Annotated in this window: 15 protein-coding genes and 1 tRNA gene; 4 read left to right on the forward strand and 12 right to left on the reverse strand. The window is 42.6% G+C overall.

What is annotated here, in order from left to right; genetic code table 11:
• Positions 1–11 precede the first annotated feature (11 nt).
• The 3 genes from V7L07_RS11905 to V7L07_RS11915 form a co-directional block, all read right to left on the reverse strand.
• Positions 12–497, reverse strand: coding sequence for a DUF3368 domain-containing protein (locus tag V7L07_RS11905; RefSeq protein WP_335057985.1), 486 nt, complete (start codon positions 495–497; stop codon positions 12–14).
• Positions 490–744 (reverse strand): UPF0175 family protein, encoded by a 255-nt coding sequence (locus V7L07_RS11910; protein ID WP_335057987.1) that lies wholly within the window; start codon positions 742–744, stop codon positions 490–492. The genes V7L07_RS11905 and V7L07_RS11910 overlap by 8 nt, the downstream gene beginning before the upstream one ends.
• A gap of 261 nt (positions 745–1,005) precedes the next feature.
• Entirely contained in the window at positions 1,006–5,058 is a 4,053-nt protein-coding gene (locus tag V7L07_RS11915; RefSeq protein ID WP_335057989.1) for an NB-ARC domain-containing protein, read from the reverse strand.
• A gap of 168 nt (positions 5,059–5,226) precedes the next feature.
• Between V7L07_RS11915 and V7L07_RS11920 the strand changes: the two genes are divergently transcribed.
• On the forward strand, positions 5,227–5,430 hold the full coding sequence (locus tag V7L07_RS11920; protein ID WP_335057990.1) for a hypothetical protein: 204 nt from the start codon (positions 5,227–5,229) through the stop codon (positions 5,428–5,430).
• Between the two features lie 156 nt (positions 5,431–5,586).
• Here V7L07_RS11920 and V7L07_RS11925 read toward each other — a convergent pair whose 3' ends face one another.
• The 3 genes from V7L07_RS11925 to V7L07_RS11935 form a co-directional block, all read right to left on the reverse strand.
• The gene (locus tag V7L07_RS11925; RefSeq protein WP_335057992.1) at positions 5,587–7,515 is read right to left on the reverse strand and encodes an ABC-F family ATP-binding cassette domain-containing protein; all 1,929 of its coding nucleotides are present in this window, start codon (positions 7,513–7,515) and stop codon (positions 5,587–5,589) included.
• Between the two features lie 78 nt (positions 7,516–7,593).
• On the reverse strand, positions 7,594–8,010 hold the full coding sequence (locus V7L07_RS11930; protein WP_335057994.1) for a DUF1824 family protein: 417 nt from the start codon (positions 8,008–8,010) through the stop codon (positions 7,594–7,596).
• Between the two features lie 82 nt (positions 8,011–8,092).
• Entirely contained in the window at positions 8,093–8,941 is an 849-nt protein-coding gene (locus tag V7L07_RS11935; protein WP_335057995.1) for a prohibitin family protein, read from the reverse strand.
• Between the two features lie 247 nt (positions 8,942–9,188).
• Here V7L07_RS11935 and V7L07_RS11940 point away from each other — a divergent pair, with 247 nt between their 5' ends.
• On the forward strand, positions 9,189–10,997 hold the full coding sequence (locus V7L07_RS11940) for an ABC transporter ATP-binding protein (RefSeq protein ID WP_335057997.1): 1,809 nt from the start codon (positions 9,189–9,191) through the stop codon (positions 10,995–10,997).
• Between the two features lie 38 nt (positions 10,998–11,035).
• A complete protein-coding gene (gene ccmS, locus V7L07_RS11945; RefSeq protein WP_292740741.1) occupies positions 11,036–11,464 on the forward strand; it encodes a beta-carboxysome assembly chaperone CcmS in 429 nt (142 codons plus the stop codon).
• 65 nt (positions 11,465–11,529) lie between these two features.
• Here the strand turns inward: ccmS and V7L07_RS11950 are convergent, their stop codons facing one another.
• The 5 genes from V7L07_RS11950 to V7L07_RS11970 all read right to left on the reverse strand — a co-directional run bounded on the left by V7L07_RS11950 (position 11,530) and on the right by V7L07_RS11970 (position 16,060).
• Positions 11,530–12,948 (reverse strand): hypothetical protein, encoded by a 1,419-nt coding sequence (locus tag V7L07_RS11950; protein WP_335057999.1) that lies wholly within the window; start codon positions 12,946–12,948, stop codon positions 11,530–11,532.
• Between the two features lie 339 nt (positions 12,949–13,287).
• Positions 13,288–13,360: transfer RNA gene (locus V7L07_RS11955), tRNA-Phe, on the reverse strand.
• Positions 13,361–13,435: 75 nt separating this feature from the next.
• Positions 13,436–14,308: a metal ABC transporter permease gene (locus tag V7L07_RS11960; RefSeq protein WP_335058001.1), complete on the reverse strand. Its 873-nt coding sequence runs from the start codon at positions 14,306–14,308 to the stop codon at positions 13,436–13,438.
• An 11-nt stretch (positions 14,309–14,319) separates the two neighbouring features.
• Entirely contained in the window at positions 14,320–15,090 is a 771-nt protein-coding gene (locus tag V7L07_RS11965) for a metal ABC transporter ATP-binding protein (protein WP_335058004.1), read from the reverse strand.
• Positions 15,091–15,118: 28 nt separating this feature from the next.
• Positions 15,119–16,060, reverse strand: coding sequence for a metal ABC transporter substrate-binding protein (locus V7L07_RS11970; protein ID WP_442936049.1), 942 nt, complete (start codon positions 16,058–16,060; stop codon positions 15,119–15,121).
• A gap of 405 nt (positions 16,061–16,465) precedes the next feature.
• On the opposite strand from V7L07_RS11970, the gene V7L07_RS11975 reads away from it, so the two are divergent.
• Positions 16,466–18,070 (forward strand): iron uptake porin, encoded by a 1,605-nt coding sequence (locus tag V7L07_RS11975; protein WP_335058008.1) that lies wholly within the window; start codon positions 16,466–16,468, stop codon positions 18,068–18,070.
• Positions 18,071–18,986: 916 nt separating this feature from the next.
• Here V7L07_RS11975 and murA read toward each other — a convergent pair.
• Positions 18,987–20,354 carry a UDP-N-acetylglucosamine 1-carboxyvinyltransferase gene (murA, locus tag V7L07_RS11980; RefSeq protein WP_335058029.1) on the reverse strand — a complete coding sequence of 456 codons (1,368 nt, stop codon included), beginning with the start codon at positions 20,352–20,354 and terminating at the stop codon, positions 18,987–18,989.
• Positions 20,355–20,590: the final 236 nt, after the last annotated feature.

The raw sequence follows: 20,590 nt of genomic DNA on the forward strand, positions 1-20,590 counted from the left end.
TATTTAATACACTACTCACCAACAAGTCTAAGTGCTGACTCCAAAACTTGTGTACTGACTCTAAAACCAACCTGAATCAGTTGCTCAAAAATCGGTTTAGCGGCTTCTACCTTACCTTCCCGTTTCGCAAGTAGAATAACACCCAGGGTTCCCCGCACAGGTATCTCTAAAGCAAGTGCTGCGGTTTTTGCAGCGCGATCGTCTAAAATTGCTTCATAGCCAGGATTGTTATATATCCAGGTGAGAACGTGACTCTCTCCTAAACCAAGACCCCATGCAGCAATCACTGGATCGACTTGTTCCACATCTCGAATATAGCTAGTTCCTTCATTCAAAATCCAGAGTTTTGCAGGGTCATTATCCGGTGCAATGCAGATTTCTTGAACAACACCGCTAGGAATAACAACTTGACTACAAAGTTCTGAGAGCAAATGAACTTGGTTAATCTTAGTCAGTACAATTAATGGAGAAGCATTTACAACCCATTGTCTAGTCACGCGCTAACTCCTGGGCTAATTCTTCAGGAGTTACTTGAAAGGGTGAAACATTATAGCGATCGAGTGCTTCTAGAAATTGGTGACGGCTAACTCCGGCAATTTCAGCAGCCTTAGATTGGGAAAGTGTACCAACTTCATACCATTTGACAGCAGCCGCTAAACGCATCTCTTGAACAAATGTTTCTGGGTTAGTGCGGAGTGCTGAAAAAACATCATTTGGAAGTTGAATATTAATTTGTATGGTCATAAATTCAGTATTATTTATGGAGAGCTAATAGCGCGATCAACAATAACAATCAAATACTACCATTACTAATAAAGACGAAAACAAGGCCAAAGATAACCCCTGGCGATCGCTCATTGACAGTCTAGACAATTTCTGTGATGATTTTATGACTAATTGCGATCGCTCACTCATCGACACCAGAGAGAGTTTGTAAATTCGATACCTGCTTGATGGTTGAGTAGCTGTAAATAGGCAATGTCTAACGAACTGATAACTGTTAAATCATCGCCACCATCGCGCCACATCTATAATAGCGCGGGCCAGTTCTGCTTTTACAAATTCACCACCTAATGCAAAGATAACTGGAAACAACGCCTTAATATCTTGCAGCAAGGTAGGACGAGTGCAAAGGGATAGCTCATGTACTGTATCTTGCCAGAGAGGGAAAAGTTCTACTGTTGACAGATTTGATAATTGATAAACTAAATTAGAAAGTACATGAGCGCGATATTTGCTATCTTGAATCGCCCTTGCTGCTGCCAGCACTTTTGGCAACACTTCTGGCCGCTTATTGGCTAAAGCAGAAAGAACATTAGCGCGAAAGTTATCATCTGGAATTGTTCTTGTCACCGCCAACGCTTTTGCTAACAACTCTGGCGGTACTTTGTCGGTTAAGGCAGAAAGCTCATCGGTGCAATATTTCTCATCCTGAATTGTCTTCACTGCCGCCAGTACCTCTGGCAACACCTCTGGCAGTTTCTCGGCTAAAGTAGAAAGCACATCGGCACGATATTTCTCATCCTGAATTATTCTCGCTGCCGCTAGCGCCTCTGGCAACAACTCTGGGGGTAGTTTGTTGGCTAAAGCAGAAAGCACATCGGCACGATATTTTTCATCTTGAATCATTTTTGCTGTCGATAGCGCTTCCGGTAACAAATCTGGGGGTAGTTTGTTAGCTAAAGCAGAAAGCACATCGGCACGATATTTTTCATCTTGAATCATTTTCGCTGTCGCTAGCGCTTCTGGTAACAACTCTGGCAGCTTGTCAGCTAGAGTAGAAAGGGTAGAAGCGCGTAACTCTTCATACCGAATTGCTCTTGCTGCCGCTAGTGCTTCTGGCAACAACTCTGGCAGCTTATCAGCTAAGGTAGAAAAAACAGAAGCGCGAAAGTACTCCTCCTGAATCATCCTGGCTGCCGCTAGTGCTTCTGGCAAAACTTCTGGTAGTTTGTCGGCTAAAGTACAAAGAGCATAGACGCGAGAATACTCATACTCAATCGCCCTCGCCATCACTAGTGCTTCAGGCAAAACTTCTGGCAGTTTGTCGGCTAAAGTACAAAGAGCATCAGCGCGATCCTTCTCGTCCGTAATCATCCTGGCGATAGCCAGTGCTTCAGGCAAAACTTCTGGCAGCTTTTCTGCTAAAGTACAAAGAGCATCAAAGCAATCTTTTTCATCCTGAATTGCCCTTACCGCCGTTAGCGCTTCTGACAACAAATCTGGCGGCAGTTTGTTAGCTAAGGCAGCAAGAGTAGAGACACGAGAAAAGTTGTGCTGCATAGCGCTTGCCGCAGCCAGTGCTTCAGGCAATACTTCTGGCAGCTTTTCTGCTAAAGTTCTCATCGCATAGCCGCGAGGATACTCCTTCTCAATGGCTCTCGCAATCACTAGCGCCTCTGGCAATACTGCTGGTAGTTTGTCTGCTAAGGCACAAAACGCATTGACACGATCCTGTTCGTCCTGAATTGCCCTTGCTGCCATCAGTGCTTCTGGTAACACTTCTGGTAGTTGATTGGCTAAAGTACAAAGGGCATCGGCACGATATTTCTCATTCTGAATTGCCCTTGCCGCCACCAGCGCTTCTGGTAACACTTCTGGTAGTTGATTGGCTAAGGTACAAAGGGCATCGGCACGATATTCCTCATCCTGAATTGCCCTTGCCGCCACCAGCGCTTCTGGTAACACTTCTGGTAGTTGATTGGCTAAGGTACAAAGGGCATCGGCGCGATATTTCTCATCCTGAATTGCTCTTGCCGCCGCCAGTGCCTCTAGCAACACTTCTGGCAATTTATCAGCTAAAGCTCTCAGGGCATCGATACGATTCTGCTCATCCTGAATTGCTCTTGCCGCCGCCAGTGCCTCTAGCAACACTTCTGGCAATTTATCAGCTAAAGCTCTCAAGGCATCGGCACGATATTCCTCATCCTGAATTGCCCTTGCCGTTGTTAGCGCTTTTTGCAGTGCTATTGTTTTAATATTTGGTGACAAATACTTGACTAGCTCTATAAGCGAGCTAGCCTTATCAGATGGATCTGGGTTTTGGAGAGCGTAAGATAGTCCCTGTTCAGCAGTCCACACCTTATTTTTGACCAACGCCACTAGCAGTTCTACTGGTAGATTAGCTGCCAAACTATTCAGAGATGCTGTAATCAAAGCATAGCGACACTGCAAACTCACAACTTGCGGCAACGTTGATTCAGTCCAATTCGCTTCTGCTAGTTCCCAGGCACGAGAAATATCTGTGATGTAACCGCCAGTTTGTGCCAATTGTTCTCGCACTTCATACCAGCCATTGCTTCCAGTTGCAGACTCTTCCCGCAATAACTGGTGAATCTCTTCTAACTGTCCAGCCTTTTCCAAATGCCAAACTAAATACTGATGAATGTAACGATCATCGAGTAAAGTATGCCATAAACCATTCTGGGTTTTCTGCCGATACTTCTTTAAAAAAGCAGCGTGAACATCAGCAAGGTTTAAACCCAACCCAGCCAAATCTCCTGGGCGCTTTGGCTTAGAGGGAGCAGTTAACAAATTACAAGCTAAATCGTGGAATAAGTCATGTAAGCGATAGGTAGGCATACCATCAGCAAGCGGTACTCCTGTTAATAGCAATGCTTTATTCCGTAAATATTGCAACATCTTGGCAGCATCACGCTTATCCATCTGCCACAGCGTTGCTGCCATCATCTTATTAATGTTGACATCCTCCGGCAACACCCCTAACCAAGAGAAATGCTGCTGCTTTTCTGGTGGCATTCTCTTGACACTCAAATTTAATGATGCGGTTAAACTCAGGCGTTTTAAACTAGCCTCATCAGTAATTTCTTCGGCTTCCGGTCGATCAAAACTTGTTAATCTGGCTACTTCTTGCTGAATATCCGCCAACAGTTCATTCCAAGTCGTACCACAGGCAACTTCGGCGGCTGCAAGTTCCAATGCTAGGGGAAGATAACCAACACCTTTGGCTAAATTTTCTGCTGAGTGACGTTCTGTGCCTGTAATCTCGCGTCTTAATTTCTTCGTCAGCAATTCCATTGCCTGGTCTGGTTTCATTATATCCAGACTGTAGGTGTTGGCTGCTAAGGCATCGGCAATGTGACCTTCACGAGTAGTTACTAAAACTTGACAACGCGCCCCACCAAAATTAAACGCTTGTGCATCTTCAGTATTCCAAGCATCATCCACCACCAGCAACACAGCCTTGTCATAAAGCAGAGTCCGCAAATGCGAGGAAGTTGCTTCAACACTTGTAGGTTTAAAGCTATAGTCTCCTAATGCTTGCACCCAGCCACTAAGTAAAGCCAGCACATTGGGTTGTTGACCTAACGTTGCCCAAAGAATGCCATCACAAAAACGAGATTGTATTTCTGCATCATGGGCTAAAGCCGCAGCTAAAGTAGATTTGCCCACGGAACCCAAACCGTGAATCGCAGTAATTACTAAAGTGCGACTATCAGACGATGAACCATTTAAAAGACGAGTCTTTAAATCATCGCTGTACTCTGGGCGTTCTACAAAGTATGTGGGTAAGGGTGGCGCTTGAAATATACTTGTGTTACCTAACCCCCTAACCCCCTTCCCTACAAGGGAATGGGGAAAATTCAAAGCCTCTCTCCCTGTGGGGGAGAGGTTTGGAGAGGGGTTATTTAATTTCGATTTCTCTGGTCTACTACTTTCCCAAGCCTCATCAAACCGTTTTAAGTTCCTTTCCCTATCTCTTGACCATAGCTTGAGTGTAAAGTGCCATTCCTCAACACCCTTGGTTTGCAGACGGTTATCTTCCAGAATCTTCAAAAAATCCTTCAGCAAATTCAGCGCTTCTCGAATTTGCACCTTAGTTAACTTGCCAGAATATTTGTCTTTTTGCGTCAGCAACTCCAACACGACTAACGTAGTCTGCACAGTCAGCTTGGGGTTAGCGCTGTCTGCTTCTTTCGAGTCGGACTCAATTTTAAAATTATCGTCCTCAAATTCTCCATCAACAAAACAAAGCAACGCCTCTAGCAGACGCTTGACTCGCTTTTGAATCTGAGGCCCATAGGTAGTTCGTGGCATTACATCCAAAAAGTTGAGTAAGAAGTTTGGGGCTACCCCAGGTTGAAACTACCACCCCAAACTCATGTAATCCAGATTCTAAGGCATTTTCAGCGACATTGGGGTATTTGCTTAGGGACACAACCCCAAAGAGAACCTGTATTTAACAACTCTTTGGGGTAGAAACAAATGTCAAAAGATGTTCTCGGTAAAGTTATTGCTTTGTTGCTGGCAATGCAACTATTCTTGATTGGCTTCCAAGCTAAAAGCCAGATTGACCAAGGTAACTCATCCCTTGAGGCGTTGATTTGGATGACTCAACAATATATTTCAGTGCTGGTTAAAATTCGTAGCTTGCAGGATAAAAAAGAGGAAACCGATTCTCAAAAGTAAAAGATGAAGTGGTAGGTGTGTTAACGGAACCCTGTAACGCACCTACGCTGAATAAATCATCATAAAGACGCGATAAATCGCCGTCTCTACAATCAGTCTTTTGTAGAGACGGCGATTCATCGCGTCTCCTGTCTTAATTCACATCACGTTAAAAAATCAAGACTCCATCTCTGCCAATTCTAACCACCGTTCAGTCGCCACATCGATCGCGTGCTTGAGCTTTTCCACATGATCGTATAATTTCTGCACTTGGCTATAATTCCCCGGTGAGACATTCGCCAGCGTTTTCTCGGTTTCCGCTTTCTCAGCCTCTAACTCGGCAATTTTACCTTCCAACTGCTCAAATTCTTTTTTCTCCCAATTAGATAACCTCCGCCGCTTGGTATTCTCTACATCCTTGGGTGAAGCCGCACCATTTTGGGTTTCAACATTTTTCGGCTTCTCCTTAGCATTAGCAGCCTGTAGCTGTGCCTCTTCAGCCTTCTTATAGTCTAGATAAATCGAGTAATTACCTGGATATTGCCGGAGATTACCGCCTTCCTCAAAGGAAAATACTGTGTCGATGGTGCGATCAAGAAAGTAGCGATCGTGAGAAACTACAATTACACACCCGACAAAATCCTCTAAATAATCCTCTAGTACTGCCAATGTCTGCACATCTAAATCGTTTGTCGGTTCATCTAAAATTAAGACATTGGGCGCACCCATCAACACCCGCAATAGAAATAAACGGCGTTTTTCACCACCAGAAAGTTTATTAATTGGGGCATATTGTTGATTACCAGGAAACAAAAACCGCTCCAACATTTGCGAAGCACTAATTTGAGTCCCATCGGTAATTTTGATAAATTCACCTTCTTCTTTGATGTAGTCAATCACGCGCTGATTTTCGTTTAAGGCTGTGAGCAATTCTTCCGAATGCTGGTCAAAATAACCGATGTGAATTGTAGTCCCAATTTCCGCAATACCTGAATCTGGCTGAATCTGACCAGTAATAATATCCATTAAAGTGGATTTACCAGCACCATTAGCGCCGATGATGCCGATGCGGTCTTCTGGACTAAATTCGTAGGTGAAATTATTAATTAGGGTGCGCCCATTATAGGCTTTGGAAACGTTATTTAATTCAATAACTTTTTTGCCAATGCGACGACCAACTGTCGAAATATCAACTTTACCCTGAACTTGTTTAAATTCAGTATCCCGCAGAGCGTGAGCGCGGTCAATTCTCGCTTTTTGCTTGGTACTTCTGGCTTTTGGCCCTTTTTTGAGCCATTCCAACTCGCGGCGCAACAAGCCTTGATGTTTACGTTGACTACTGACGGCAGATTCTTCAGCTAAAGCTTTCTTTTCGAGGTAATATGAGTAGTTACCTGTATAAGTGTAAATGTCGCCTCGGTCGATTTCAATAATCCGATTGGTAACGCGATCTAGAAAGTAGCGATCGTGGGTGATGAGAAACAATGCGCCGCGATAGCGATTTAAATAACTTTGTAACCATTCTACAGAAAGAGCATCAAGATGGTTTGTCGGCTCATCCATCAGCAAAACATCGGGTTCTGATAGCAAGGCTGATGCTAAAGCAATGCGCTTGCGATAACCTCCAGATAAAGTGCCTATTTTGGCATCAAAGTCAGAGATTCCTAATTTTGTCAGGATAATTTTGGCATTAGTTTCTAGTTCCCAAGCATCATTTGTATCCATCTGCTGCATCACCACAGAAAGACGAGACATCAGTTGACTATCATCTGGATAGTGAACCAATTTATCAGAAAGTTCTTCATACTCACGCACCAAAGCAATATGTTCGCCACTGTCGGCGAAAACTTGCTCTAAAACTGTGTGATTCTCATCTAAATCTGGCTGCTGGGGTAAGTAGATAATTTTAGAACCGGAGTTGATTAAAATTTGCCCGCTATCAATGGATTCTAAACCAGCAATCATTTTTAATAGAGTTGATTTACCAGAACCATTAGTACCAATTAAACCAACTTTATCGGTAGCATCAATGCTAAAGCTAGCATCTTTTAAAATCTCTTTGATGCCAAAGTCTTTTTTGACTGATTGTAGTGTAATAATACTCATAAGATTGAAGTCGTTAATTATTTTTCATTAGTGAGTAGGCAAGGCTCATACCTTACCTACATTATGCATTGCCGAATTCTATACAAATAAATCCAAGGGTAGATGTCCATACATTTCGTTGATTCCATCTTCGTGGTAAGACTGGCAAGATACTAATACACCACGATGATGTCCAGAGTATGAATCAAGATAACACAGACCATTTTTACCATTTAATTTGATATAAACTGGACCTTCTGGTGTAAGTAAATTATCTGGTGGTTCATAACCTAAAGCCAGAGAATAGGTTTTCATTGCCAATATTCCTTCTTCTGCTGTATCAGCGCAAATTCCTAAAATTTGGTAATCAGCAAGCTTGGTGAGCAAAATTAAGGCATTACGAATTACTACTTTTTCTGATGAGTCGAGGATAGGAGCAATGTCTAAACAGTTGAATTTGTTCAGTAATTTTTTCGCTTCTTCGGCGGTGAGATTTTGAGGATTGGAGGTTGACATAAACTTCGATTTTTATCTTGTTGGTTTTTCTGTTGTGTTTGAGTTGGGACTAGCCCAACTGACTAAGTATTATTGACTCTAATTAAGGTTGATTTTGAACATTCCCAAGATTGAATATGAAGGGAACGCCGCTTTTTGAGTCACCACCCATAACGAGGACTTTCGGCATCTGAGCGCCGCCACTTCTCCAAGCTTCAATTGCTTCTTTTTGTAGAACTAACTGTCCTCCTTGGGCTTTGAGTGTCTCTGCTAAGAGTCTTTGAGCTTCTGCTCTACCTTTAGCGCGATTCACGTCTGCTTGTGCTTCTTGTTCGGCTTCACGTGCTACATAAACCGCTCTTTGCGCTCGCTGTTCAGCAATTTGTTTTTCTTCAACTGCTTTGGCAAATTCTGGCGAGAATGCTAAATCAACTACGCTAGTATCTAACACAATTATCCCATATTTGTCTAAGCGATCGCCTAAGGCTTGATCGAAGTCTTCTTTCAATTCACTTCTTTTGGTAATTGCTTCTTCTACTGTTCTTCTAGCTGCGGCAATTTTAAATGCTTCTTGTGTCTGAGGGGCAATGATTTTTGAGACAATATTCTCTAAGGTTCCTTGTTTTCTTCTAACTTCAACTACCTTTATCGGATCGAGGCGAAAGTTAATTGCAAATCTCGCAGATAAATTTTGCAAATCTTTAGTAGAACTCTCTGCTGGTACTTCAAATTTTTGCACTGTTAAATCATACACATCGATCACAGTGATAAAAGGCGGTTTCACGTGAATCCCTTCTAATAAAGCGCCATCTCTCGCTTTACCCAAGATGCTAATTACTCCTGCTTGTCCTGGGTTAATAATGATAAAGGAATTTAGCCCGATAATCACTAGTATTGCTAACACAATTCCGAAAACTGTGGTCTGCCAATTACCCAATTGCTGATTTTTCAAATTCCTTTCTCCAATATGAGTGCTGAGTGCTGAGTTAAGAGTTAGTAGTTAAGAGTTAGAAGTTAGGAGTTAAGAGTGATTATTCTACTTATTGTCTCCTTTTCCCAGTCCCCAATCCCCAGTCCCCAGTCCCCAGTCACCAATTTAAGTTTCTCACTAGTCTGTCTGAATCAATCTTCAGACTCAGGACTTAGGACTCAAGACTTTGTTCCGTGGTAATATCAGTGACACAAAATCGCAAAAAGCTGTGGCTACTGTATTAAAATCTCATCGGGCATCAAGAAGGCGTAAACATTCAGCGCATCCTCTCCAGCGTTTGCTGGACTATGGACACCAGTATCGTAAACAAATTTGGCTGGCGACTACTTATTCTACCCTCAATAAATTTTTCGATTTAGCACCACCCGGCTTAATTGGCGTGGCAGTGGATGTGGTAGTTAAGCAACAGGATTCCATAATTGCACAGTTAGGGGTACGGGATGTCTTTCAACAATTTTTGATTATTTCCTTCCTGACTGTGATCATTTGGATACTCGAATCTGTTTTTGAGTACGCCTACGCTCGACTTTGGCGGAATTTGGCTCAGAATATTCAACATGACTTACGTTTGGATGCATACAAACATTTGCAAGAGTTGGAATTGGCTTATTTTGAAGAACGCAGCACTGGCGGTTTAATGTCTATCCTCAGTGATGATATTAACCAATTAGAGCGGTTTTTGGATGGGGGAGCGAATGATATTATCCAAGTTTCCGCAACTGTTCTAATTATTGGCGCTGCTTTCTTTATTTTGGCTCCTAGTGTAGCTTGGATGGCTTTGTCCCCGATGCCATTTATCCTCTGGGGTTCTTTTGCCTACCAACGATTACTTGCACCTCGCTACGCTGATGTCCGCGAAAAGGTAGGTTTTCTCAATTCGCGGTTGTCAAATAATATCAGCGGAATTACTACTATTAAAAGCTTCACATCTGAAGCTTATGAAGCCTCTCGTTTGGAATTAGATAGTGATGCTTATCGCCACAGTAATTCTAAGGCAATTACTCTTTCTGCTGCTTTTGTCCCGCTAATTCGGATGCTGATTTTGGTGGGGTTCACGGCATTACTTTTGTATGGCGGGATGGCAGCGGTTTCGGGAACAATGTCTGTAGGTACTTACAGCGTATTAGTGTTTTTAATCCAGCGATTGCTGTGGCCTTTAACTAGATTAGGCGAAACTTTTGACCAATATCAAAGGGCAATGGCTTCTACTAATCGAGTCATGAATCTATTAGATACTCCTATCGCTATTCATACAGGTGATGTGGCGTTACCTATAGATGAAGTGCGCGGTGAAGTGCAATTTAACAATGTTTATTTTGCCTATAAAGATAGATTTCCAGTGATTAAAAATCTGTCTTTGGATATTCCGGCGGGAAAAACCATTGCAATTGTCGGTTCAACTGGTTCTGGTAAAAGCACTTTAGTCAAACTTTTGCTGCGGTTATACGAAGTGCAAGCGGGAAGCATTACTCTGGATGGTATTGATTTGCAAAGTTTGAATTTGCAAGATTTACGGCGCTGCATCGGTTTGGTGAGTCAAGATGTGTTTCTATTTCATGGCACTGTAGCGGAGAATATTGCCTATGGTAGCTTTGAAACTACAGAGCAAGAAATCATCACGGCAGCGAAGATAGCCGAGGCGCACGAATTTATTATTGAATTGCCCGAAGGTTATGAGACAATTGTGGGGGAAAGAGGACAAAAGTTATCTGGTGGACAAAGACAACGGATTGCGATCGCACGCGCAGTCTTGAAAAATCCCCCCATTCTGATTTTAGACGAAGCTACCTCGGCGGTGGATAATGAAACAGAAGCGGCAATCCAGCGATCACTAGAACGGATTACAGTAGATAGAACTACAATTGCGATCGCTCATCGTCTTTCCACCATCCGCAATGCCGATTGCATTTATGTCATGGAACATGGGAAATTAGTAGAGTCGGGAACCCATGAGCAATTGCTGGAGAAAGACGGTATTTATTCCGGCCTCTGGCGTGTACAGTCAGGTTTGAGATAAGTTTCGCCTATTGTCTGTGTCTTCATTACGAATTATTTATGTTTTTTGGTAATAGTCAACCAGAATCAGGTGATACTAAGTGGCGTCGCCAGTTGGATAAGTTTGTCAAAGCAAATCAGCAGGAATTGGCGGCGCTGTTTTGGGGATTGTGGTTAGCAAATGGTGACAGTCAGGGTACTGTTGGTATTGATTTGCAACCAACGCCGCATTTTGTTTATTGTCCGAAAGAACAGATAGAGAATTTAAATATTAGGGTTGAGAATCGGCTTCAGGAAATTTTGGGGATTGTGGAGAATCACAAGCCGGATGTGGAAGTTGTGATGATTGGGATTGGGAAGGGGGAAATTAAGTTAATTCAGTTTGCACCGGAACCTGCACCACCGATTTGTTTTGAGGAAGTTGGGAAGGATGTGGATGGGTTGTTGGATGTGTTGGAGGAGAGGATGAGGGAGGAGATTGTTTTTTAACGCAAAGGGACGCGGAGGGAAGCGCAGAGGTACGCGGAGGAAGATAAGAATTCTGCGCTTGTTGTTTAGTTGATTGCTTTATGGAAATCTGGGTAAGTTAGATTTTCAGCACAATGCCAGATGATTTTAAATACGGCTTCGTAGCGATATGAACTGTTTTTGTAGAACTGTTTACTTAGATAGTCTTTTAGGGTTATGACTACTTGTGGTAAATGTTCTTTTTGGAGGATTTTTGTCAAACTATCAGCTATATCCAAAAGACAGGATTCATAGGGTAGCCGAATAGTGGCTTTGTTGCTGAAGCAGTCTTTATTGTCATCATCTTGTTGATAGATTTGAATAAATTGGATCAGAGTAGAGATAACTTCGTTGAGCTTCTCTTTAATCAATTTGTTTTCTAGATTGAGTTGTTCTAAATTTTGAACTGCATCCGTCAAGATTGATTCATCTTGATAAGGATTTATTTCCATTATTTGGCATAAAGTCGCGATCGCAGTTTTATTCTCTGGCTCAATTTCCAGTAGATATGTCGCCGCGCGATTTATAAGAGATGTATTCGCAGAAGTTTCGAGAATGTGGACTAAACTCTTGAGTACAGCTGCATTACCAGGATCAATTTGCCACAAAGCTTGAACTGCATCAAAACAGATTCTATCACCCTGGTTTATCTGTAAGAATTTGACAAGGGCTGCGATCGCAGTTTGATTACCCACTGCAATTTTTCTCAAAGCTGCGATCGCATTGGAACAATTGTCCTTATTCAGGGTAGTCTCTACAAGGTGAACTAATGCAGCGATCGCAGCGTGATTGCCGTCAGCGATATCTCCCAAAGCTGTAATTCCATGCGTGCAAATTTTCCGATCTGGTATATTTTTAATGTCATTAACTAGAACAGCGATCGCAGTTTCATTACCAACGGCGATTTTGCTTAGACTAGAACTTCTCTGGTATCCGTATCTCTCCTCAGTAATCGGCATCAAAGCCAAGGCTGCGATCGCACTTTTATTACCCGGATCGAGTGTTCCTAATTTCTCGGCTGCAACTCGGAGAATTGAACGACTTTCTGTAGTATGAACCAAATGCACAAAAGCAGCAATTACCCGTTTTCTGTCGGTTAATTCCAGCGTTTTTCTAGCTGTATTCACCAATGGTTTTGGTAATATCTGCCAATCTCGTTTATCTTGCCGAAAATAAGCATAACTCCATTTGAGTAGCTGTTCTACAATTGCATCACCCAAACTAGATTCTGGGAACTGGGATAAAGCCTCAGCCGCCAAAAAGTAGGCGCGATACCGATAAAAATCGCCGCAACTGTCATCAAAATCTATTAAAGCTTGGATAAAATCTTCTTTCTGCTGCTTATCTACATCCTTTTGGCTGAACCAGTGGAGAATCTCTGCTTTCCACTCCGGCTCAAAGATGCGGTAAGTGCCTTGATTTAAATTGCTGCGATCGTGGTTAAAGAAATACTGCCAATCATGCATTGCCTCCTACCCACTGCGAGATGTGGGACGAAAGGGATTTAAATGAATCTTGCTACATCAGTTGGCTTTCTGTCAAGTCTACACATACGCAATGAGGATCTGTAAAGTTTTCCCTGTTATGATTCAAAAAAAGCAGCAGGCTAAATATGAAAAAACTCCGCGAGTTTACGAATGTGATTAAGAGCTTTTGAAATGATGGCGAATAATAACGTTCGCCCCCAGCTTCCTCACCTTTTGGCTTATTAAAAGCAGTAAAAGCGGTAAAATCTTGTGACTAAACCTTGCCTAACCAAAATTTATGACTTTTGGTCAAAATCCCTTGATATTCGGTCTTAAAAGTGCCAGGAACCGGACTTGAACCGGTGACACGAGGATTTTCAGTCCTCTGCTCTACCAACTGAGCTATCCCGGCTGGGGCTTTTGTGAGCCACGATTATTTAATGTAGCAAACATCTAAAAATATAGCAAGCCCTTGGAGAAAAAAGATTTATGCAGTTTTCAATTTCAACTTGAACCAAATGAAAACGGCTACAAATAGTAGAAACTGGACAAGAACAATACTTGGGCCAGAAGCCAGGTTGAAAAGACCGGACACCATAATTCCAGCAATACTGCTAATGGAACCAACTATCACCGACATAGCTAGAAAGTGGCTAAAGTGGTGACTCATCAGTTTAGCGGTGGAGGCGGGAATAACTAAAAAGGCGTTCACCAATAAAACACCAACAGCTTTAATCGCGACAGCAACGGCGAGTGAAAGCAAGACCACAAAAGTGTAACGATACAATTGGACGGGAACACCTTGAACTTGTGCTACATCTGGATTAAGGGTCAATAAAATTTGCTGCCGCATGGTTGATAGTAAAAATATGCTACCTCCCACAAGTACTACCAACGTCAAAACCAAATCTGTGGTGTCGATCGCTAGAATATCCCCAAACAGCACAGCCATCAAGTTGCCACGATAGCCTTTAATTTGGCTCGTGAGAATTAAACCGATCGCTAATGCCCCAGATAGCACTATGCTAAGTACGCTATCGCTAGCTAAATCGGTTTTGTCAATAAAGTAAAGAACAATAACACCAAAAAACAAGGTAAAAGGTAACAGCATCCAAGTAGGATTTATCTGTAGCAGCACGCCTAATGCCACACCTACGAGTGCTGCATGACCAACCGCATGGCTGAAAAATGATAACTGGCGCAAGGTGACAAAACTACCCAACATCCCGCCAAGTATTCCCATCAAGGCAGCACCGACGATCGCACGCTGCATATAGGGGAATGTTAATAAGCTTACCAAGTCATTAATATTATTGGCGATCGCAAGCCAAGGTATCTGACAATCATTGAAGAAATTCATACTTATGGGCATTAATGTTGGTGCTGGTAGCGGCTGAAACCTGGGCCGTAGGTTGCTAACAGGTTTTGTGGTGAAAGGGCAATTTCTGGCTTACCAGTACAAACAATGCTTTGGTTAAGGCAAAGCACGCGATCGCAATGGCGATTTACCATATCAATATCGTGAGAAACTTGCAATACTGTCCAACCTTCTTCCCGTTTTAATTCATTTAGCAAAGCATAAAAATCTGCTGCACCTTGTACATCAACACCAGCAAAGGCTTCATCTAGTACCAACAGCTTCCGAGGCATTACCAAACAATAAGCCAATAAAACCCGCTTGAGTTGACCGCCGCTAAGAGTACCAATAGCTTGATGCTGTAAATGATAAGCATCAGTCCGCCGTAAAGCTTCTGTTACTGCTACCGATTTTTCTCGGTCTTGTTTCCATAGGCTGGAGAAAAATGAATTCTTTTTTTTCCCTTCCTTAGTCCATCCCAACCCTACTAATTCCCTAACAGAAATGGGAAAGCTACGGTCAAAAATGAAGTTTTGTGGCATATAGCCCAACGTGTGGCGTAAATGCCCCAGTCTGGTAATTGGACGACCCAATATTTCAATCGTCCCAGCACTTCGAGGTATCAAATCTAAAACCGCTTTTACCAAAGTACTTTTACCAGCACCATTGGGGCCAACGATGGCTGTATCTGTTCCTGGCAACAATTCAAAGGAAACATCTCGAACCGCTAGATGGCTGCCTTGGTAAACAGTTAAACCTTCTACTTTTAAAATATTATTGGTCATTAGTTATTAGTAAAGGATAAATTACAACTTATTTACAGGAGGTGTCCAAGATTTTTAAATTAGCTTTCATCGCTTTAAAATAATGCTGCGGATCAGTTTCGCCAGTTTCTAGAGAATCCAGAGGATGCAAAGTTAATTTCAAGTCTTCGGATAGGCTGACCAGCAGTTTATTATCTACTCCTGGTTCGCTAAATAAAGCTTTAATTTTGTATTTTTTAACAGCATTGATTGCATTTTGTACATCTGTTGGTGAAAGTTGATCTTCGGGAATTTGTACCACTGCAACTTGCTTGAGATTGTAGCGTTTAGCTAAATATGGAAACGCATCATGAAAAGTAATAAAGGTGCAACTGGGATTTTTTTGCAAAGTCTGCTGAAATTCGTTATTTAAACTTTCTAATTCTTTAATATAAGCCGTAGCATTTGCTTCGTAAGTAGCTTTGTTTGCAGGGTCGGCAGCAATTAATCCATCTCGAATATTTGTTACCTGCTGTTTTGCCAAAACAGGATCTAACCAAACGTGAGGATTACCTTGGAGGTGGTCGTGGTCTTTTTCATCTTGCGCTGTTTTGACAACAGGTGAAATTTCATTTAAGGGTTTAATACCAATGCTTGCATCAATTTCAGTTAATTTGGGATTTTGAGCATTTTTGACAGTACCTTCCAGAAATTCCTCCAAACCTAAACCGTTTTTTACTAACACATTGGCAGTAGCGATCGCTTTAACATTTTCTGGTGTCGCTTGATATTCATGTACCTCCGTACCCGGCGGCACTAAAATTTCTACATCTGCGACATTTCCAGCTACCGCCTTAGTAAACAAATATATCGGCAAAAATGTCGTCACTACTTTAGTTTTTCCCGACTGCATCGGTGGGGTAGAAGCAACTTCTTGCACTTTTGGCGACTGTTCGGAAGTTTTTCCCTGATTCGGGTTCGATTGGCTACAGCCGGTAGCCATCGACAACATTAGCACAGCAACGATGGGCAAGATGCCGCTTCTTTGCCTGCCAGTTCTAAGTCCTCTGCAATTTACAATCACGGTGTTTTCTCCTCAAAACCGATGCTTGCTCTACCTATGTCACAGTTCCCATTGACAATGAGAGCTATTTTAAATTCTATACTAGAATAATTCTCATTCTCATTCAAAATAAATAATATCATTCTAGATTTCCTGTGTAATGAGTAACAACCAAACTTTTTCAGATGCTACAGTCCTTTGTAATTTAGTTTTCCCTGAGTAATTAAGATTTCTTGACTTCTTTCTCAAAAAGGTTGCTAACTTCTGATAAGATTACTGAGAAATATTCTCATAAAATATACGTTTGAAAAAACGTGGTTTGGGTGTGAGTTGGAGATCAGTGTGAGGAGAAAAATGCAAAAATTCTGTAAATATCTGCTAGTTAGTCCAGCAGTCTGCGGTGTAATGCTATTTGTAAATACGGCTGTATTTGCAGGTGAAACATCTAGCACCTCTGAAATCAATCAACCACAAGTTTCAGCTAGTCCAAGCACCAAAGATCAGACAATGGCGCAAGTCAACTCAGTGTCTCAGTTATCTGATGTGCAAACTATAGACTGGGCATTCCAAGCCTTACAATCGTTGGTAGAGCGCTATGGTTGTATTGCAGGCTACCCAAATAGCACCTATCGTGGTAATCGGGCATTAACGCGATATGAGTTTGCTGCTGGTTTGAATGCTTGTCTGGATCGGGTTAACGAACTAATAGCCACTGGCACAGCTGATTTGGTGACAAAAGAAGATTTAGCCAAATTACAAAAGCTGCAAGAAAACTTTTCAGCAGAACTAGCGACACTCCGAGGTCGGGTGGATGCAGTAGAAACACGTACTGCGGAATTGGAGGCACATCAGTTTTCAACCACAACCAAACTGAATGGAGAAGTGGTAATTGCGATCGCCAGTGTCGTAAGTGGAAACACAGTTAATGGTCAAGAAGTCAACCAAAATGCTGTCCTTGCAGATCGGGTGCGTCTGAACCTCGACACCAGTTTCACAGGTAAAGATTTACTCAGAACAAGACTTCAGGCAACAAACTTAGACGCCTTCTCTCAGACTGCTACCTTTACACCAGAAGGTGACTTCCGATTTGCTGGTGGTAACAACAGTAATGGAGTTGTGATAGATGCGTTGTTGTATCAGTTCCCTCTTGGTAAGAAAACAAACGTCACCTTGGAAGCAAATGCAGGTGCAATTGATGATTTCACTAACACAGTCAACCCATACCTAGATGGGGATGGTGGTACTGGTGCCCTTTCCCATTTTGGGACTCGCAACCCAATTTATTATCTAGCCAATGGTACTGGTATCGGAATCAAACACGAGTTCAGCGATAAGCTGGAACTAAGCTTGGGGTATTTAGCAAATGATGCTGCTAACCCTCAGCTAGGCTCTGGACTGTTCAATGGTGCTTATGGTGCTATGGCGCAGTTAACTGTTAAGCCTACCAACCAAATTACCCTTGGTTTAACCTACCTTAACGCCTACAACAATACTTTTTTTGCCAATGGTAGTGGTGGTAGTAATAATGCCAATAACATATTGCAGAATGCTTCTAGTAACTCCTACGGTATAGAAGCATCCTTTCAACCTAGCTCAAAATTTGTGATTGGCGGTTGGGCTGGCTTTACTAAAGCTCGCATTCTTTCGGTTACTCCTGGCGATGCTGACATCTGGAACTATGCCGTTACCCTAGCTTTCCCTGATCTTGGTAAAACAGGTAACATTGCAGGCATTATTGTGGGTATGGAACCTAAAGTTACCAGTGTAAGCAGTTCTCTCAGCAATGCAGGCATCAACAAAGATCCAGACACTTCATATCACATTGAAGGTTTCTATCAATATAAGCTGAGTGACAATATCAGCATCACCCCAGGAGTTATCTGGCTGACAGCACCAGATCATAACAATCAAAACGACGATATCGTGATTGGTACGGTGAGAACCACATTCACTTTCTAATTTTTAAAATCTTAAAAGAAGACGCAAAGTATAAATTTGCGTCTTTTATTTTGTGTGTGATATCAAAAATAAAGGTCAGTATTTTTGCTGGTCTTAATATCTCAGAACAATATAGGAATCCGATTTGATTACTGAACTTACTTGTATAGGGCTACCGTGTATACATAAGTCGAAAAAAGCTTGATTTTTCATTGTTTTCTCGTTGCTCTCGAACACAAGCTCTGCATGGGAATGCCTGATTTAGAGGCTCTGCCTCAAGTCAGATATTGAGTCAGAGACTCAATGAATGCATTCCCAGTCGGAGACTGGGAACGAGGAAAGTCTTATCAAACAAGGTTTTTAGGACTTGTGTGTACACCGTAGCTTCTATAGAGAGGGAACAGGGAATAGACGTGTACTGAGTTTTTTCAAAAATCAAATACGAATCCTAAACTACCTTTAATACAAAAAGACCAGCCTCCCACAGCTGGTCTAGAAAATGTTTTTTTGCGTTGTCTTCTCAAGAGAGTTAAAACCCAATTGCGCGTTCCCAAAATGCAACGGGCAACTTTTCTTAACAATATTGTAACAGCCAACACAGATTTTTCCTGAATATTCATCAAAAAAAGATATTAACAAAGCTTAAAAGCCTCTATCTATCAGGAGAATTTAGCAGATCGCAAGGTATAGATGGGGAAATGAAGGGAAGCAGGGAGGGAAAGTTTTACCAAGCCCCGTTGGGGCGGGTGTCGAGGTGTAGGGAAAAAAGAGGCAACACCTACAACCCCTCTCTTTAAAAGCCCCGTTCCTTGGGACGACCGCGCTGGACGAGGTTTCAATCCTCGTCCAACGCACCAGAGCCAATACACCCTTATACCCCTACACCCCTAGTGAACTTATCTCCCTCATCCCAGCGTCAGTTTTAACCAAATCAATTTCAACTTGACAAGCTGCTGATGGTGGGAGCAACTTCTGCATCTGCTGATGTTTCGCCCACTCGGAGGATTTTAGCCCCCAATTGCTGCAACTTCACATCAAGTCGATCGTAGCCGCGATCGAGGTGCTGTAATCCTTGAATTGTGGTTTGTCCTTCTGCTGCTAGTCCGGCGATGACTAGCGCTGCCGATGCTCGTAAATCTGTACCTAATACTGGTGCGCCAGATAATTTTGGTACTCCCCGAACGAAAGCAGCATTGCCTTTGACACGAATATCGGCCCCCAAGCGATTTAACTCTGAGGCATGACGCAAGCGATTTTCAAAGACAGATTCGTTAATCACGCTGTCGCCTTCTGCCAATGTCAGCAAAGCCATGAATGGCGCTTGCATATCTGTGGGAAAACCTGGATGGTATTGAGTTTCAATATCCGTTGCCTTGAGGGTTTCCGCAGGCAGAATGCGTAAGTGTTCAGGCTTGTCCTCAATTATTGTCACTCCAATATCCCGCAGCTTGGCAATGACTGGTATAAGGTGTTCTGGAGCCACTGGTGAGAGGATAAGTTCTGAGCGGGTAATTGCTGCTGCCAACAAAAATGTTCCAGCCTCAATGCGATCGGGAATAATACTGTAGTCAACAGAATGCAATTTGGGGACTCCTTCGACAATAATTCTGCTAGTCCCCGCCCCTTTAATCTTCGCTCCCATCGCATTACAGAAGTTAGCCAAATCGACTACTTCCGGTTCTCTGGCAGCATTTTCGATGATCGTTTCACCCTCTGCCAGGGTAGCCGCCATCATCAAATTTTCCGTCGCTCCAACACTAGCGATGTCTAAGTAAATCTTCGCACCTTTTAATCTCCGGCTACTGCCAGGGACGTAGGCATTACAAATGCCATGCTCAATTTGTACTTCCGCTCCCATTGCTTGCAGTCCTCGAACATGCAGGTCAACAGGTCTTGCCCCAATAGCACAACCGCCTGGTAATGGCATCTGTGCTACTCCTAGTCTTGCCAGAATGGCTCCAATGGCGAAAAAACTCGCCCTCAGCTGGGTAACTAGTTCGTAGGGAGCTTTTGATGTTTTAATCTCGCTGGCGTTGATGTCTAAAATGTCGCCTTGTCGTGTTAATTGCACACCCAAAGCCAATAACACCTGACCCATACGCTCTACGTCCGCTAACAAGGGGACATTGCGGATACGACAATCGCCCGGACACAGCAAGGCTCCAGCCATGATTACCAGTGCTGCATTTTTTGCCCCGCTAATTTTCACATGACCTCGCAAAGGATGCCCACCCCAAATTTGCAAGACTGAGGAGTCTGCTTCTGGAGCAATTTTGGCATCTGGTAAGCTGGTAGAAGGATTAATAAGCCTACCTCCAAAAGTAATACGTATTTTATATGTTTGAAGTTGGTTTTGATTCTACAGTAAAGATTCAAAATGTCCACGTTTTAAAGCAGCATCTTGCATAAAAAAATGGCTTTTTGGATGAAAATTAGAGGCTGAAAACAATTCATAGCAAGGCTTTTGAGCTTTTGAAAAATTTAATAAAAAATAACGAAGAATTAGTAGTTTTAAGCAAAATTAAATACTCAGTAAAATAA

This window comes from Nostoc sp. (assembly GCF_036916985.1).
In the GTDB taxonomy this organism is placed as follows: Bacteria; Cyanobacteriota; Cyanobacteriia; order Cyanobacteriales; family Nostocaceae; genus Nostoc.